The following is a 17,805-nucleotide window of genomic DNA, read 5'->3' on the forward strand; positions in this document are numbered from 1 at the left end:
TGTGGGGTAAATGTCTTTCGTTTCATAAATACAGTTCAAAATTAAAACTTTTTTGTCTACTCTTAAACTGTCCAGTTTTTGGGGAAGCTTACAAAAGGATAACCTCCTTTTCTTGGGCATTCTAATTTAAAACCCTAATCTTGTCATACATATTTATAAAAGAAGAAAATGAAGCAATTATTTAAGTGGGGAATTCTACTCGTACTAAGCATTGCAATAGCAATTTTAATTATTCTTAAATTCTATCCCGACCTGGTTCAAAAGCCAATCATGGTAGAACTAAGTACTAGTGAAGAATTAATAAGCGATGGACCTTATTTATTCTTTAATGGGGATAGTGTTAGTGTTGAGTGGGTTGAAAATAGCTCAAAAAAACAAGTCTCTATTTTACAATCTAAACCAATACATATCACTCGAGGCCCAAATTTCAAATTTAAAACCGCTGAAATAAATAGTTTAATTACGAAGTCAGAATCAAACTTTAATAAGGTACAAAACATTGCAGTGTTAAGCGATATTCATGGCCAATACGATTTGTACATCGAACTTATGCTTGCCAATAAACTAATCGATAAGGAACTTAATTGGAATTATAAAGATGGTCATCTTGTAATTATTGGTGATGCCTTTGACCGCGGCGACAAGGTTAACGAAACCCTATGGCATATCATTAAACTTTCACAACAAGCAAGTAAGCAAGGTGGAAAGGTTCATTACTTATTAGGCAACCATGATGTTATGGTTCTTAATGGCGACTTAAGATATATTCATGATGACTATAAGTTGACAGAACGATTGTTGAATAGGCCGTACGACGAATTATATGGTACGGACAGTTGGATAGGTCAATGGCTTAGACAACAGCCTGTAGCCATACAAATTAACGACATCGTATTCAATCATGCCGGTTTATCACCTGAGCTTATGCGAGCAGGATTAAGCATTAATGATATCAATACCACATTTGCCGAATCCATTATTGATAACAAAAGAGACAGTATCAGAGCCAATCCTGATTTATCCCTATTAGCGCGATCAAAAGGTCCAATCTGGTACAGAGGTTATTTTCGCGACACAACCTTAACTACAGTTCAAGTTGATAGTGTGTTAACTCATTTCAACGCCAATCGTATTGTTGTTGGACATACGTCTATGGATAAAGTAGAACACTATTTCGACACGAAAGTAATTGCAGCTGACACAAGTATTAAAAATGGTGAAAATGGTGAAATTTTATTCATTGAGAATGGCCAATGGTATAGAGGCAACTTACTAGGTGAGCGAAAGCTTATATGGTAAAAAAATAGAACATGTTTCTGAAAATATAAAAGTCGATTTTTCAATTGAAAAATCGGCTTTTATATTATGTATCACAATATAGTTTAAAAAATTGCCTCAGCTACTTTCCTAGTGCTATTGGTAGCCATCATTGTGTAGAAGTGCAAGAGTGGCACTCCCCTATCCATAAGCTCCTTAGATTGTTGGATACACCATTCTACCCCAACTTGCTTCACCTCATCATTATCCTTACACTTACGAATTTCATGAGCAAAAGCTTCAGGAATATCCACATGAAATATTTTGGGTAAAACGGTAAGCTGATTCATCAAAGTAATTGGTTTCAAACCGGGAATAATAGGCACTTTAATACCAATGGCACGACATCGATCCACAAAATCGAAATACTTAGCATTGTCAAAAAACATTTGCGTAACAATATACTCGGCTCCGGCATCCACTTTTTTCTTTAACCAAAACAAGTCCGAATCCAAATTGGGAGCTTCTTCATGCTTTTCAGGATAGCCAGCTACTCCATAACCAAATGGCGTTTCAAAGGCATCGAGCAAAGTACCATCTAAAAACTGGCCAGTATTTAACTCGTTCACCTGATGAACCAAATCGATGGCATAGTTATTTCCTTCTTCTTCTGGCTTAAAATATTTATCGCGATGGGCATTATCACCACGCAATAAAAGCACGTCATGAATACCAAGGAAGTTAAGGTCGATTAAAGCATATTCCGTTTCACTTTTGGTAAAACCACTACATATAATATGAGGCACTACTTTAATACCATAGCGATGCTGAATGGAAGCTGCTACAGCAACTGTTCCAGGTCGTTTTCGCGCCACACGACGTTCAAACAAACCGCTTTTAACATCCTTGTAAACCATTTCATCGCGATGCGAAGTAATATTGATATAAAGCGGATTAAACTCCTTTAATTGATCTATGGTGTAAAATACCTTATCAATGCTGTTGCCCTTTAAGGGCGGTAATAATTCAAATGAAAAAGCTGTTTTGTCTTCTGCTTTTATAAGATCAGCTACACTCATGTATTCTACTATTTATAATCTAAATTCAAAGGAATCCATTTTTCAACATCCTCAACCGATGTGTTTTTACGAGTCGCTAGTTCATCCACCTGATCTTTACCAATCTTACCAATTCCAAAGTAAATAGCATCGGGATGGGCGAAATAAACACCGCTTACCGATGCATTTGGCAACATGCTAAAATGCTCGGTTAAAGTAATGTCAGAATTATCTTCTGCCTGCAGTAAATCAAACAATAGGCGCTTCTCGCTGTGATCGGGACATGCAGGATAACCCAAGGCCGGACGAATACCTCTGTAACGTTCGCGAATAAGGTTCTCATGATCAATCTCTTCGTCAGGTGCATAACCCCAAAACTCGGTACGAACCCTGTAATGCAACAATTCGGCAAAAGCTTCGGCCAAACGATCAGCCAATGACTTCAACAGGATACTACTGTAATCGTCATGATCAGCTTCAAACTTTTCAATCCACTTTTCGATACCAATGCCAGCCGTAACAGCGAACCCACCTAAATGATCGAAACGACCACTTTCCTTAGGCGCCACATAATCGCTTAAGCAATGGAAGGTTTCCTTACCAGGTTTATCTTGCTGCTCTCGTATATGATGGAAAGTTGTAACAACTTCCTGTCTTGATTGATCTGAATAGATCTCAATATCATCACCTACGCTATTGGCAGGAAAAATACCAAATACTGCATTGGCTTGCAACATCTTATCTTTCTCGATACGATCCAGCATATTTTGCGAATCGGTATACAATTTCAATGCTTCTTCAGCTTTAGCACGTGCATCTTCCGACTTATATCGTGCTAACCAAGCTTCTTTTGAAGCATCGTCAGTCACTTTATCCATACCATCGTAATTGCCAGTTAAGCGCCATGCCTGGTAAAAGAAGGTCCAATCGATGAACTTACGTATTTCATGAATCGGATAGTCTTCGAGCACACGAACACCTATTTCAGCTGGAAGTGGAGTAATGGTATTGCTCCAATCAATTTGATGCTTCTTTTTTCGGGCTTCTTCAATTGGTAGTAGTTTCACTTGCTTCTTGTTTAAATTGCGTTCGCGCAACCCTTCATATTCGTTACGAATATTCTCAACAAAATTGTCCTTCTCCTTCTTCGACAACAAGGCACTTACTACCTGAACACTTTTGGAGGCATCCTTAACATGAATGACTGGATTACTATAATTAGGTTCAATTTTAACAGCTGTATGAATTTTTGATGTTGTAGCACCACCGATCAATAATGGCAACTTCATCTCTCTTTTTTCCATTTCACGCCCCACACTTACCATCTCCTCCAACGATGGCGTAATCAAACCGCTTAATCCAATTATATCAACATCGTGTTCTACGGCTTCCTTCAGAATTTTATCGGTTGGTACCATCACACCAAGATCAATAACTTCATAGTTATTGCAAGCTAAAATAACCCCAACAATATTTTTACCAATATCATGAACATCACCTTTTACGGTGGCCATTAATATTTTACCTGCTGACGATCCTCCCGAACCTGCGGCTTCTTTTTCAGCTTCGATATAAGGTTGTAGAATGGCTACTGCTTTTTTCATGACACGCGCTGTTTTTACAACCTGTGGTAAAAACATCTTGCCTGAGCCAAATAAATCACCAACCACATTCATGCCATCCATTAATGGACCTTCAATTATATCGAGCGAAAACTCATATTTTTCACGCGCCTCAATCAAATCTTCGTCTAGAAAATCAGGAAAACCTTTCACCAAGCAATAAGATAAGCGTTCTTCCAAATTGCCTTCGCGCCACTTTAAACGATTGTCTTCTTTGCCTTCTACTTTCTGATCTTTAAGATTCTCAGCAAACTCAATTAGACGTTCGGTTGCATCTTCTCGTCTATTTAGAATAACATCCTCAACATGCTCTAATAAATCCTTAGGAATATCATCGTAAATCTGGAGCATTCCAGGATTCACGATACCCATATCCATACCAACTTGAATAGCATGGTATAGAAAGGCCGAATGCATAGCTTCTCGCACAACATTGTTTCCTCTAAAAGAGAAAGATAAGTTACTTACACCTCCACTCACCTTGGCGTATGGTAGGTTCTCTTTTATCCATTTAGTAGACTTGATAAAATCGACACCGTAATTATTATGCTCCTCAATTCCAGTAGCAATCGCCAAAATATTTGGATCGAAAATGATGTCCTCAGGTGGAAATTTAACAGTTTCTGTCAATATCTTATAAGCTCTTGAGCAGATTTCTTTACGTCGCTCAAAGGTATCGGCTTGTCCTTTTTCATCAAAGGCCATCACCACAACAGCTGCTCCGTATTGCTTTATTTTTGAAGCTTGTTCAACAAAAGGAGCTTCTCCTTCTTTCAAACTAATTGAATTAACGACTGCCTTACCTTGTAAACATTTCAATCCGGCCTCAAGCACTTCCCATTTCGAACTATCGACCATTACTGGAAGCTTTGAAATATCAGGTTCAGATCCCATCAGGTTTAGGAAAGTAACCATCTCTTTTTTGGCATCTAACATGGCATCATCCATGTTAACGTCAATTATTTGAGCGCCACCCTCAACCTGATCGCGGGCAATATTAAGAGCCTCCTCGTATTTTTCTTCACGAATAAGACGGGCAAACTTACGCGAACCCGCTACGTTTGTTCGTTCACCTACATTAATAAAATTAAGCTCTTTCGAAAATGTTAATCCTTCGAGACCACTTAAACGGGTTACATGGTCAACTTCAGCTTCCTTATGAACTTGCGCCTCCTCAATCATTTTTGCAAACTCACGAATATGGTCAGGTGTGGTGCCGCAACAACCACCAATAATATTCACCAAACCATTATCGAGATATTCTTTTACCTGTGGCGCCATTTGATGTGGCGTTTCATCGTACTCCCCAAATTGATTTGGTAAACCAGCATTAGGATAAGCACTAATCTTGAAAGGTGCCCTTTTTCCTAACTCCTCAATGTAAGGGCGCAGATCGTTGGCTCCAAATGAGCAATTTAATCCTACCGATAACAGGTCAACATGAGACACTGAATTCAAAAAGGCTTCCATGGTCTGACCAGAAAGGGTTCTTCCGCTGGCATCAGCCACAGTAGCCGAAACCATAACAGGCATTTTTTCAATACCTTTTGCTTTTAATCCTTCATCAATCGCAAATAAGGCAGCCTTAGCATTTAAGGTATCAAAAATGGTCTCAACCAAAAATAAATCGACGCCTCCATCCAATAATCCATGTACCTGTTCAAGGTATGAATCCTTAAGATCATCAAACGAAACTGCTCTAAAACCAGGATTATTAACATCAGGCGATAATGATGCCGTTTTATTAGTCGGCCCTATAGCACCAGCAACGAAACGTGGTTTTTCGTCGGTACTTATGGCTTCTGCCGCTTCACGAGCTATTATCGCACTCTGTTTATTTAACTGAAGTACTACATCTTCCATGGCATAATCGGCCTGCGAAATTGATGTGGCATTAAACGTGTTTGTTTCAATTATATCTGATCCAGCTTCTAAATATTGGGTGTGAATACCCTTGATTATTTCAGGCTGAGTAATAGATAGCAGGTCATTATTTCCCTTTAAAGGCGAGGAATGATTCTTAAAACGATCCGTTCTAAAGTCTTCTTCTTCAAGCTTATGGTTTTGAATGAGACTTCCCATGGCGCCATCCAAAAGAAGTACCCTATCCTTTAAAACTTTATACAACAATTCTGTTCGATTCATGTCGCGTCGTAAAATAATATATGGTTAATGTTTTTATGGTTCTTACACTTTAACCTCCCTCGATAGCTATCGGGTTAGCAAAAGATGGTTATCGCTAATAACATATGAAATGGTCAAAAGTTAGAAGCTTTTAGCAAAATTAAGAATAAATAAGTAATGATGGATGTAAGTGCTCATTTTTAATGAGGTTCACAATAAATATCAGACTAATTGCGAAAATATAGTTGCACCTTACCTAACTATATAATGTTGTAAATATCTCCTTACACTTTTTCTCCTATTACCGGAGTTAATTGAGTTTGTTTTTTCCAGTGATTTTTTCTGCTAATCCCATATAAAAATAATTTGCTCATAGGGTAACTAAATTCTACATTATTGGCGTAATCAAAACTTAATTCTCTATATAAATCAGTTGATTCTTTTTTTACACTATTTATAGCTTCAGTATATGCAGAAGGACCTGTCATTTGATGCGTATTGTAAGGATATTTATTCTCTTTGAGGTTACGAATTACAATATCTAATGTTTTTTCCAAAAACACATGCTCTGGTTCATAAAACAAAGCATACTGTACGTAAAACTTTAAATTGCCTTCCAACGTTATGACTGCCTTATCAGAGGGTAAAATAAATTCACCTATAGGCCTAGTGATCCTGCTATCGATATCAAGGTAAATTCCACCTTTTCTATAGAGAATGGCATAACGAAAAAAATCAGCCATAGCCGCCCCAATATTAATCTTCTTAAACAAGGTATATATGTCATTACCAAATTCATCTAGAATAAAAGCATCAATTCTGTCATCATCGTAGAATTGATAATCATAATCTGGATTCCTCTTTTTTAACTGACGAATATGCCATTTAGTAATTAAAGGGAGCTTATCTGTTTTAAAAGTTTGAATAATCGTCTTTGGAATTGCCATCTCACAGATTAATTAAATTCAGCATAAAAATATAAAATTTCCTTTATCTTTTACAGCTTTAGCACTAATGGATGTTAATACTAAAAAAATAAGAAGAAAATTTTAAATTTATCAGCTTGTCTCGGAGCTAGACTAAAAAAATTATCCTCTAACAATAGAAGATAAAATATTATTAAATCTTTATGGAAAACAAATCTGCAATATCATCGATGCCATGGAAAATTGCGAAAGTCGCACTCATCAATTAGGATGAACTGATGCAGCTAAAAACTTAAAGCAATTTCACTAGGTAGGTTAATTATAATTCATAAATTTGTCCACTAAATTGTACTTTTAACAAATTATACCTCTCAAAATAAATCGGTATTTTTGCTTTTATACTAAACGAAAATCTTGAAATATTATAATGAGCAAAAAAATCCTTGTTACAGAACCATTAATGCCATCTTTAGATAATTTCAATAATTATCTACATGAGATTTGGCAGAACAAATGGCTAACAAATAATGGCTCTTTCCATAAAAGATTAGAAAAAAAACTAGCTGATTACCTTGATGTCCCCAACCTGTCTCTCTTTACAAATGGCACTTTAGCTCTTCAAACAGCGTTGCAAGTTTTAGATATAAAAGGTGAGGTTATTACCACACCTTATACATTTGTGGCAACTTCAACGTCTCTGATATGGAATAATGTTAAACCTGTTTTTGTTGATATTGATCCTGTCTGGTGTAATATGGACTGCGACAAGATTGAGGAAGCTATTACTGAGAATACAACTGCGATATTACCGGTACACGTTTACGGAAATCCCTGCGACAATTCGAAAATTCAGAGCATTGCTGATAAGCATGGACTAAAAGTCATTTACGATGCTGCTCATGCTTTTGGAATTAAACAGAATGGACAATCAATTCTAAACTGGGGGGATCTTTCCATATTAAGTTTTCATGCAACCAAAACATTCTCCACCATCGAAGGAGGAGCTATTGTTTGTCATGACAAAGCAACCAAGAAAAAAATTGATCTTCTCAAGAACTTTGGTTTCAACGGTGAAACCGAGGTTATTGCAGCCGGCATCAATGGTAAAATGAATGAAGTACAGGCTGCTTATGGCTTAGCGGCACTTGATATAATTGATAGTGCCATCTCCCAACGTAAAAAAATTAGCCTACTTTATCAAAAGCAACTTGCAGGAATTAATGGTATTCAGATGATGCCAAATCCAGAGGGAGTAGATCACAACTATTCTTACTTCCCAATATTCGTGAATCAGGATAAATATGGCAAAAGTCGCGATGAATTATACCTACATTTAAAACAGAATGAAGTCTTTGGTCGTCGGTATTTCTACCCACTACTAACCGACTTTGAACCCTTTAATCAACATCCATCTGATCATTTAAGTATTGCCAAAACCATGGCTAATCAAGTGATATGTTTACCTTTGCACCACAACATGAAGGAGGAACAAGTTGAATATATTGTTTCTCTAATTAAAGCATAGTACATTCATACGATGAAGAAACTAGTAATATTGGGAGGAAGTGGCATTGGTATGTTAGCAGCATCCATTGCCTGCGATTTAGGAGAATATGAAGTATTAGGTTTCTTAAACGACATTGAACCTATTGGAAGTGAAATAGGAAAATTTAAAAAATATAAGGTAATTGGCACAAGTAAAGATGTGAGCCAGTTTTTACAAAGAAAAGACGTCTTGTTTTTTGTTGCATACGTTGGAATGAAAAATGAAAAAAAGGTATACAACAAACTGCTATCACTCAATATCCCTTCCAATCGTTTTGCTACATTAATTCATCCCTCCGCCATTATACCAAAAGACTTTTGTAAAATTGGAAATGGCGTATTAATAGCTCCACTGGCACAGCTTGGCCCCGATACAGTAGTTGAAGACAATTGTATTATGCTGGCAAATTCTTATTTAGCTCATGACAGTACTTTAAAAAGGTTTGCACACCTTGCAGCTAATGCTGTTGTTGGAGCCAATGTTACTGTAGGATTAGCCTGTCACATCGGATTAAATGCAACAATCCGTGAAAAAACAACAATTGGAAACTTCTCTTTAGTTGGAAGTGGCTCAATGGTATTAGAAGATATTGAAGAAGGTACAATTGTTGCTGGAAATCCTTCAAAAAAATTAACTTAGAATGGATAGTGTTTGGAAAGCCTTTAATGAGCGATTTGAACCGAAAGAGGAATATTTAGGGACGGACAAAGAAGTTAATAATTCATGTCCATTAGTTTCGGTGGTTGTTCCAACTTATCGGCACGAAAAATTTATTGACGAATGCATAAATAGTATTATCAGTCAAAAAACTAACTTTTCTTTTGAGATAATAATAGGTGAAGATGGTTCAGATGATGATACCTTGGCTATCTGTAAAAAATATGCAGAAAAGCACACCAATCTTATACGCTTATTCATCCGAGATAGAAATACATCTAACTATTTGGAAGGTAACAAAACACTATTCCGTTTTAATAACGCATGGTGCAGAGAGTCAGCAAGAGGTAAATATATAGCCATGTGCGAAGGAGATGACTATTGGACAGATTCCTTAAAACTTCAAAAACAGGCTGACTTCTTAGAAAGTAATCCAGACTATACACTTTGTTTTCATGCTGCAGATGTATTTTTGCAAAAGGAACACAGAATTACAAAAGATACTATAACGAAGGTTCCTAGTGAGTCGACCAGTATTTCTCATTTAATTGTTAGAGGTAACTATATTCACACACCTACAGTTATGCATAGGCGTGAAAATGTTGTTTCACCACCTCCTGAGTTTTTCTACTCCATAGTAGGTGATTATTTCCTTAACATGCTGAGCGCCGAAAAGGGTCTAATAAAATACTTACCAGAAACCATGGCGATATACAGAATTCATTCTGGAGGAGTTTGGTCAACAAAGGCTGAAAAATCAAGAATGATTGAATGGATTAAATTACTTATAGCCTTATTAAGATACTTTTCAAGACAAAGAAATGATAAAATAACAAAACAAATTGCAAATAAAATTAAGCAGCAACAAAAGCATTTCATTATAAATGAACTAAAATCGAGCACTGGCAGGATTAGTTATTTTTATGTTGATAAGACATATAATAAGAACTGGTCATTAAAAATAAGCAGGTACCGTTTTTTAAGATCCAAGCTCTCATATCTATTTAAAAAAGTAAAATCAATTCACAGCTAGAAAAATCGGCTATACTTGGATTATTAATAACACATAACTGGTTAAATTAGTATTGATAAAATGCAAAAATACCTGAATCGGAAAGTTTCCATAGCCATCTGCACTTACAATGGTGAAAAATACATTGAAGATCAATTACACTCAATTCTAAGTCAAAGCTATAAAAACATAGAAGTTTTAGTTGTAGATGATTGCTCAACTGACACAACTATCGAGATATGTGAATCGATTGCAAAGAAAGATTCAAGACTTAGGGTTTATAGCAATGAAATAAATGTAGGTTATAACTCCAATTTTTATCGTGCTATTGATCTATGTAAGGGCGAATACATTGCGCTTTCTGATCAGGATGACATATGGGTTGAGAACAAAATTGAAAAAATGCTTTCAGAATGGGAAGAAGATACAATTCTGATGCATCATGCTGTTCAATGGTTTGACAAGTTTCCCTTACCAAGTTTAACTATAAATAAAAAGCGAAACGCAAGCAAATGCGATAATAGCAAATATCTGCTTATGGGTAATTACATTACCGGCTGCACAATTATGATGCATAAAAAGCTATTTGAACTAGCTTCACCATTTCCAAAAAACACGCTATATGACTGGTGGTTAGGCCTCGTAGCTTATTATAATGGGAAAGTACAATTCATTAACCAACCTTTAATCTATCAACGCAGTCACGAAGAGAGCTCTTTCTTCGGAAAAAAACGTACTAATGCTGATAATTTGAATATTCAAATTTCATTTTTAGAAAGCATGCTTGAACATAATGCTCTCAATCAGGAAGATCAACATTTCGCCAAAAAAACCATTTTAGCATACAAAGAGGTTCTGCATAAGAAATTCTCACTTTATACTTTCGTGTGGTTTTTTAAAAACAGGAAGTATAAGTTTTGGTACAAAAACTATAAGCTACCATTTTTATCAAGGCTTATTGAATGTATTAAAATTGCTAAAAAGAAATAAACTATGATAGAAGAACCTGTTCCAGCTTTCCTACAGTTTGATCCATCGAGAAGTTCTTTAAAACCTTCTGACTCTCATCTAATATTCGTTGATTAGACGCATCGTTATTCAGCGCTTCAGCTATTTTCAAGGCTAGCTCATTTTCATCTCCAACTATACACAGATAACCAGCTTTACCATTTGCAAGTAGCTCTTTAACTCCTGTTTCGCATTGGGTTGCCACTATCTTTTTTCCCAATACTAATGCTTCAACCACAACGGTTGGTAAACCTTCAAAAAATGAGGCATGTACGAAAAGAGAGGCATTTTTTATCCAACAAAAAGGATTTTCTTCGAAGCCCCTAAAGTCAACATGGTTTTCAATAGCAAGTTCCCTGCAAAGCTCACTATACCTTTGCAGGTCACGTCCTTTTCCTAATATTATTAACCGCATATTAACCGCATATTTCTCTCTTGCAATTGCATATGCCTTAAGCAGAGTTAAATAATCCTTTTGACTTTGATCAAGGCGACCAATTGATAAGATGTAGGGTTGCTGATCAATACTGACTTCCTCACCTTCAAGCGATCGTTTAATTACATGCTCCTGATCAATGTAATTGTAGATTCTTACTGTCTTATTTTTTTCATTAGGATAAAAACCTTCAAACTGATCACGCATCTCATCTGCAATAGTTATGACCTTATCATAGGTGTTCAAAGATTTCACCAGTTCAAGGTTTTTCTTACTGTTAAATCTATTGAGATGATTTAAACTAAAATGACAATATATCATTTTTCGAACATTAAAAAATAATCCAGGCCATTTCATTAAACACATCCCATAATCAACAACAATATCACAATCCTTTATAATACTTCGTATTGAATTATAAAAAACTACACGTCTAAAATTAACCAGAAATATCTCTTCTATGAATTTAAGGTATAAAGGTAAGCGCCCTTGAAGACGCTTTGATCGAAGCTTGTTCAAAAATTTACTTCCCACAACATACTTAACTTCGACATCATTTGGCACAGTGGTCAAAAGGGTTTCCTGACCGACAGTGTGGTATAAGATGATTAATCGAATTCTAAATTTGCTTCTATCAAGCTTTCTAAGAATCTGTATTAAGGTGGTTTCAATTCCTCCTGTCAGAAAAGTAGCACAATAAAAATCAATTCTCTTCTTTGTCATTACATAAACCTTTTTGTGCCCTAACAGCCTCAGAGATTATAACTTCATTAAGTATATTGTCATTTTCGAGCAAACTGCTTCTTTCTGCTTCAGGATGATATAAATGATAACAAATTGAAATACATTTAAAATTAATTCGTCTAACTCCGGCATGCATCATTCGTGCCGCCATATCACTATCTTCTCTACCCCATCCTGTAAAACGCTCATCAAAACCATTAACATGTAACAAGTCCTTTTTCCAAAAGCCCATATTAGCACCTTTAACACTTCTGGTTGGTGATTGAGAACCTTTTACCAGTTTATAAAGTCCAGGAAAACTCAATCCATTAAAGCGATTCTTTATACCTTTATGCCATATATTCACCTTGCATTCTTTCTTATCCAACAGTTCTTTAGTATACTCTTCGGGTAATAATACCCGGCTACCCATCATGTAACTACCCAACTGAATATGTGTATAATATCCTTTTATAAACCCTCGATGTAATATAATATCCCCATCAATAAAGATAACAAAGTCGCCACTTGCTTTTTTTATTCCTTCATTTCTACTTTTTGCCAATCGAAATCCCTTATCTTCAATCCAAGAATGAATCAGAGGAATTGTGAATCGATCCTTATAACTATCAATTAAGACTTTAGTTTCATTACCAGAACCATCATCAGCAATTATCACCTCTTTGGGCATAACAGATTGCTTCAATACACTTTTTAGAACCAAATCCAGTGTATCTGGGCGATTATAAGTTGAAATAATTAAAGAGATGGTGTGCATAAGGTATTTTTATTCCGTAAATTTAATAAAATGGTAGAAACTTATCTACTTGTACTTTTTTTAACCTTGGTACTTCTTCATTTAAAGCACTACCATTAATTACCTGTTCGTATTTCTGCAAGTATGATTGCGCCATTACTTTTGAATTAAAAATATCTCTAGCGTATTCGTGACAACGCTTAACCGAAAATTGTGAAATATTCCGTACAGCATCTGTCAGTTCAAGCGATTTAGCGGATAAAAAACCAACATCTTTGTTTATCAACTCAGGCAAAGAACCATATGGAGTTCCTATTACGGGGCATCCAAAATATAAACTTTCGGTCAATGCTAAACCAAAAGGCTCATGCCAACGCACTGGAAAAACCAATCCATTAGAGCTATCCATGATAGCACTTTTACGCACATTATCAACCATTCCAGCAAACTTAACAGAAGGATATGGGGTAAAACGAAAACCCATTTTTAGGTTTAATCGATTTCCTCCCATAACAGTTAATTTTTCACCTGCAGCACGTACTATGTTAATTGCGCCAGTAACATTTTTAAGACGCCAAGATGCCTTACCTAAAAAATGAAAATATGATTTATCCTTTACTAATGTGGGCTTTGGATAAGCATCCCAATTCAGGCCATTATACACAAACTGATTTGAGCCATGCCTATTTGCATGATCTCTTGAAACAAAGATAGTATTCCGATTAAACTGGTATTCTTCATCATTCGTATTACCATGCTGAGTAACAACATGTGGTTTATCAAAAGTTTCAGAAGACTGGTAATTTAAGTGAACAATATCTATTTCTTCAGGAATTTGCTCACTTAATGAACGCTCCTTATCAAACGTTAAAACTTTCGCAAACGAGCATGAAGAACCTTCATTGACCATATACGTTATTGCGTGGCCTAACTTAGTTAATTCCGAACCAAGATCCCATATAACTCTTTCTATTCCACCATACAAATGGGCTGGAATAATCGAACTACTTACAATTAGAATATTCATACAAGCTTATTTTTTAATAAGTTCGTAATTCTTAAAATTGAAAATACCATTCGGGAAAAACAATTTTTCCAGAGCTGTTAAAAAGCGATATTTTGGTTTTTCGTGCTTATGAGTAGGTTTACGATTAAGTTGTTTAGAATAATTTAGTTCATCAGTCCAATCAAAAGAAGCTATTTTCTCTTTCATAACAGGAGGATGTTCGCCACTCCATTCAGGAATCAAATTCATGGCACCAAAATCAATAGCGGAAATCACTTCCATATCCGCTTCTTTGATGTTATCATCTTTGTAGCAGCTTTGAAAATGCGAGGTTTTCTTAGCCATTAACTTAGGTGGGCGAACCCAGCCATAATGATATATATTGGCATTTACCAAAGCTACATTAAGTTTCCGAGTCCCTTCCTTACTTAAATACTTTTCTTTTTCAAAGGCGTCTATTACCCTAAAACTCTGAGCATCACGCCACGAGTGAATTTCCGACTTGTTACGGACGATGCGGATTTCTTTTCGGTACCATCCATGGTTCTGCGTAAAAGCATGTTTATAATCGCCCCAAAAATGTATGTAATCAAACAGTAAACCTTCTACTTCCTCATCTTTTAAATGATGTTCACAACTTTGTCTGATAGCAGCATGATCTTTTTCATGAATTACCTCATCTGCCTGTAAGTATAGCAACCAATCTCCGGTACAATGCGACTTTGCAACATCAGTTTGCTGTGCCAATATGGAACCATGCGGATACTCTTTGACATCCCAAACCGTATCTACAACTTTAATCTTCGGGCTATTTATTTCTTCAATTACCTTCAATGTATTATCCCCTTTGTCACAGTCGCCCAGAGCAATAATATATTCATCAACCAATGGCAATATTGATAATATTGACTCACGAATCGGGTAATATAGTTTACCCGCATTCTTTACCATTGTAAATCCTGAAATCTTCATTTATAATGTTTTATGCTATTCATTATTTGTTTCAGAAGAGTAAACTATCGCGACAATACTTCCTGATAATAGTTTAATAACTCCTGTGTTACTTGTTCTTCCCTAAACTTTAAAGCTTGCTGTTTTCCTTCCTGAGCCATTTGTTCCCTTAGTTGACTATCGGAAATAACCGTTTTTAATATTGATCCTAATTCTTCAATATTACCATATTCAGCATATTTTGCAGCCGCACCACCAACCTCAGGGAAACAACTTCCTTTTGAGGTTATCACCGGGGTTCCTGAATTTAAGCTTTCTAAAATTGGAATACCAAAGCCCTCAAACAAAGATGGGTAGGTGAAAGCCGTAGCCATTTGATACATGGCCGGCAGTTCTTCTGTTTCTACATTATGTAGAAAAATGGCCTTTGAATCTAGATTATTATCCGTCACAAACTTCTTTATTGTATTAAGATAATTGGTTGCGCGCCCAACGGCAACAACAGGCATGTCAATATTAGCAAAGGCAAGAGCTTGGAAAACGCCTAATAAATTTTTACGTGGTTCAATTGTTCCCACATAAAGAATGAACGATTCGGGTAAATTATATTTTTTTCGAACTTGCGCCTTTATTTCACTTGAGGCATCTGAATAATAAATCTGATTACACCCTTGATAAATTATTTTTATACGATCAGGATCGGTGCCAAAATATTGCACAATATCGTCCTTTGATTGTTGACTAATGGCGATGATTCCATCGGCATGTTTTAAGGCATATGCATACTTTCGTTTAAAAATAGCTCGATATATGCGATCATAAAGTTCTGGGAAGCGCATAAAAATAGCATCGTGCATAGTTACCACCGAGGTTGCTTTAGTTTTACTAATACCCACTGGTAACTCATGACTTAAACCATGATAAATATCCAATTTCTGACGATCAATATCCTTCGTCATTCGGTTGGCACGCCAAATACTGGGTAGTTTTTTATCAAGTATTCCTCTTGGTAACACTACTTCACTATTTTGCAAACCTTTAAAATCTATTCCTTTCTCATCTCTCAATTTGTATAAAACATACTCGTGTTCTGGATGTAATTTTGTTAAAGCATCAATATACCAGCGACTATAATTACCCAGACCACTTCGATTAAAAAAAGCACGTTTGGCATCAAATCCTATTCTCATAGTCGAAAAATATTAAGCTTAAACTCAATAAGAGAGAATTAAAGCTAATAAAAATTAAACACTTAAAATTTCGATATTCAACATTACCACAAATAACGATCAATATGCATTACAAAGGTAAAAAGAAATATAAACCAAAAATTGCATCTCTTCAAAAATTAATATTTCAAGCCTAAAAAAGAGCGGCTTAATGCATAATAAAAAACATTATTTATACAAAAAGTCGTAATACAGACAAAAAAAAGATCAAAGTATCAAATAATATCAGATTAAAGCGTTTATTTTGTAACAAATCTTACCAAACACTAATGTCTAAATTATTAGTGTATAAATAAGTTTGACTAGTTAAAATAGATAAATTTAAATGAAACTTCTGTTAATTAATTCCATTGGTCGCACCAAATGGGGTGGAGGTGAAAAATGGATGATTATGGCCGCTAAAAATCTTAGTGCAAAAGGTCATGATGTCTCCATTGTTTGCACTCCCAACTCAATTGTTGAAATGGAAAGCAAAGCAGAGGGCATTCGTGTTTTTCCAATTAAAATTAATTCAGACTTTAGCTTATCAGGGTACGTAAAGCTGAAGCGCCTAATTGTTTCAAAGGGTATCGATGCAGTTATCGGTTGTCAAAATAGAGATGCTCGAATTGCTGGATTTATTTCAAAATACCATGCTAAAAACAAAGTATTAGTAATTAGCAGACAGGGCGTGCAATTAATGCACAATTCCATTAAATACAAACTGACTTTTATACCATTTTGCGATGGCATACTAACAAATACAATTTCGATAAAAAAGGAATACGACAGTTATGGTTGGTGGAGGGACGAATTTGTTAAAGTTATTTATAATGGTGTTGAAGCACTGGAAAACAATAGCCCACCCTATAATTACGCCCAACATCTGCCTAAGGATGAAAAAAATCCTGTTATTATATTATCCACTGGCCGTATAACCAAGCAAAAAGGATTTAAATATTTGATTTCCGCAGCTCAGAAAATCGTTGAAGAACAATCAAATGTTTATTTTTTCATTGCAGGAAAAGGCAAGTTAGAGAATGAATTAAAATCTCAAATTCATAAACTAAAATTAGATAAGCACGTTTTTCTCTTAGGTTTTCAAAAAGACATTCCATCCTTGCTTAAAGGAGCTAGTTTATTTGTATTACCATCTTTGTATGAAGGCATGCCAAATTCAGTTATGGAAGCCATGGCTTATGGTTTGCCAGTAATTAGCACTAATGTTAACGGTGTTAGTGAACTTATGCAAGACTCCATTCATGGTAATATTATTCCTTCTTCAAATACAGAGAGTATTGTCAATAGTATTCAAAACATGATTGAGAAAGATAATTTTCAAGAAATTGGGGAGTTAGGAAAAAAGCATGTTGAGAAGCATTTTACCGTTCAGAAAATGGCTGATAATCTGGAAGCTTATCTAATTTCGGGATGTGATAGAAAGCAAAAGTCGAATAACTAGTCATTAATTCAACACTTACTTTCTTGTTTACAATTACCTTATAAGTCAATAT

General features: G+C 35.5%; 14 protein-coding genes. 6 read left to right on the forward strand and 8 right to left on the reverse strand.

Features of this window, described 5'->3' with window-relative positions; all coding sequences use genetic code 11:
• The first annotated feature begins 168 nt into the window (after positions 1-168).
• Positions 169-1,299 (forward strand): metallophosphoesterase, encoded by a 1,131-nt coding sequence (locus tag ACRD7B_RS16715; RefSeq protein ID WP_430825745.1) that lies wholly within the window; start codon positions 169-171, stop codon positions 1,297-1,299.
• 83 nt (positions 1,300-1,382) lie between these two features.
• On the opposite strand, the gene metF is transcribed toward ACRD7B_RS16715, so the two are convergent.
• From metF to ACRD7B_RS16730, 3 genes are all read right to left on the reverse strand, one after another.
• Entirely contained in the window at positions 1,383-2,336 is a 954-nt protein-coding gene (metF, locus tag ACRD7B_RS16720; RefSeq protein ID WP_430825747.1) for a methylenetetrahydrofolate reductase [NAD(P)H], read from the reverse strand.
• A gap of 8 nt (positions 2,337-2,344) precedes the next feature.
• A complete protein-coding gene (gene metH, locus ACRD7B_RS16725; RefSeq protein WP_430825748.1) occupies positions 2,345-6,082 on the reverse strand; it encodes a methionine synthase in 3,738 nt (1,245 codons plus the stop codon).
• Between the two features lie 263 nt (positions 6,083-6,345).
• The gene (locus ACRD7B_RS16730) at positions 6,346-7,008 is read right to left on the reverse strand and encodes a glycosyltransferase family 32 protein (protein WP_430825749.1); all 663 of its coding nucleotides are present in this window, start codon (positions 7,006-7,008) and stop codon (positions 6,346-6,348) included.
• 406 nt (positions 7,009-7,414) lie between these two features.
• Here ACRD7B_RS16730 and ACRD7B_RS16735 point away from each other — a divergent pair, with 406 nt between their 5' ends.
• The 4 genes from ACRD7B_RS16735 to ACRD7B_RS16750 are packed head-to-tail and all read left to right on the forward strand — an operon-like array spanning position 7,415 to position 11,192.
• On the forward strand, positions 7,415-8,512 hold the full coding sequence (locus ACRD7B_RS16735) for a DegT/DnrJ/EryC1/StrS family aminotransferase (RefSeq protein WP_430825750.1): 1,098 nt from the start codon (positions 7,415-7,417) through the stop codon (positions 8,510-8,512).
• Positions 8,513-8,524: 12 nt separating this feature from the next.
• A complete protein-coding gene (locus tag ACRD7B_RS16740; protein ID WP_430825751.1) occupies positions 8,525-9,172 on the forward strand; it encodes an acetyltransferase in 648 nt (215 codons plus the stop codon).
• 1 nt (position 9,173) lies between these two features.
• Entirely contained in the window at positions 9,174-10,223 is a 1,050-nt protein-coding gene (locus ACRD7B_RS16745) for a glycosyltransferase family 2 protein (protein WP_430825752.1), read from the forward strand.
• Between the two features lie 60 nt (positions 10,224-10,283).
• Positions 10,284-11,192 (forward strand): glycosyltransferase, encoded by a 909-nt coding sequence (locus tag ACRD7B_RS16750; RefSeq protein ID WP_430825753.1) that lies wholly within the window; start codon positions 10,284-10,286, stop codon positions 11,190-11,192.
• Between the two features lies 1 nt (position 11,193).
• Here ACRD7B_RS16750 and ACRD7B_RS16755 read toward each other — a convergent pair whose 3' ends face one another.
• Genes ACRD7B_RS16755 through ACRD7B_RS16775 form a run of 5 tightly spaced genes read right to left on the reverse strand, consistent with a single transcriptional unit; the run spans position 11,194 to position 16,273 of the window.
• Positions 11,194-12,369, reverse strand: coding sequence for a glycosyltransferase (locus ACRD7B_RS16755; protein WP_430825754.1), 1,176 nt, complete (start codon positions 12,367-12,369; stop codon positions 11,194-11,196).
• Positions 12,350-13,147 carry a glycosyltransferase family 2 protein gene (locus ACRD7B_RS16760; RefSeq protein ID WP_430825755.1) on the reverse strand — a complete coding sequence of 266 codons (798 nt, stop codon included), beginning with the start codon at positions 13,145-13,147 and terminating at the stop codon, positions 12,350-12,352. Before ACRD7B_RS16760 ends, ACRD7B_RS16755 begins: the two co-directional genes overlap by 20 nt.
• 22 nt (positions 13,148-13,169) lie before the next feature.
• Positions 13,170-14,153, reverse strand: a complete 984-nt coding sequence (locus ACRD7B_RS16765) for a glycosyltransferase (protein WP_430825756.1) — start codon at positions 14,151-14,153, stop codon at positions 13,170-13,172.
• Between the two features lie 6 nt (positions 14,154-14,159).
• The gene (locus ACRD7B_RS16770) at positions 14,160-15,104 is read right to left on the reverse strand and encodes a glycosyltransferase family protein (protein ID WP_430825757.1); all 945 of its coding nucleotides are present in this window, start codon (positions 15,102-15,104) and stop codon (positions 14,160-14,162) included.
• Between the two features lie 44 nt (positions 15,105-15,148).
• A complete protein-coding gene (locus ACRD7B_RS16775; RefSeq protein ID WP_430825758.1) occupies positions 15,149-16,273 on the reverse strand; it encodes a glycosyltransferase family 4 protein in 1,125 nt (374 codons plus the stop codon).
• A 364-nt stretch (positions 16,274-16,637) separates the two neighbouring features.
• Here ACRD7B_RS16775 and ACRD7B_RS16780 point away from each other — a divergent pair, with 364 nt between their 5' ends.
• Entirely contained in the window at positions 16,638-17,753 is a 1,116-nt protein-coding gene (locus ACRD7B_RS16780) for a glycosyltransferase (protein ID WP_430825759.1), read from the forward strand.
• The last annotated feature ends 52 nt before the right edge of the window (positions 17,754-17,805 follow it).

Origin of the sequence: Carboxylicivirga fragile (assembly GCF_050589805.1) — a bacterium.
GTDB lineage: Bacteria > Bacteroidota > Bacteroidia > Bacteroidales > Marinilabiliaceae > Carboxylicivirga > Carboxylicivirga fragile.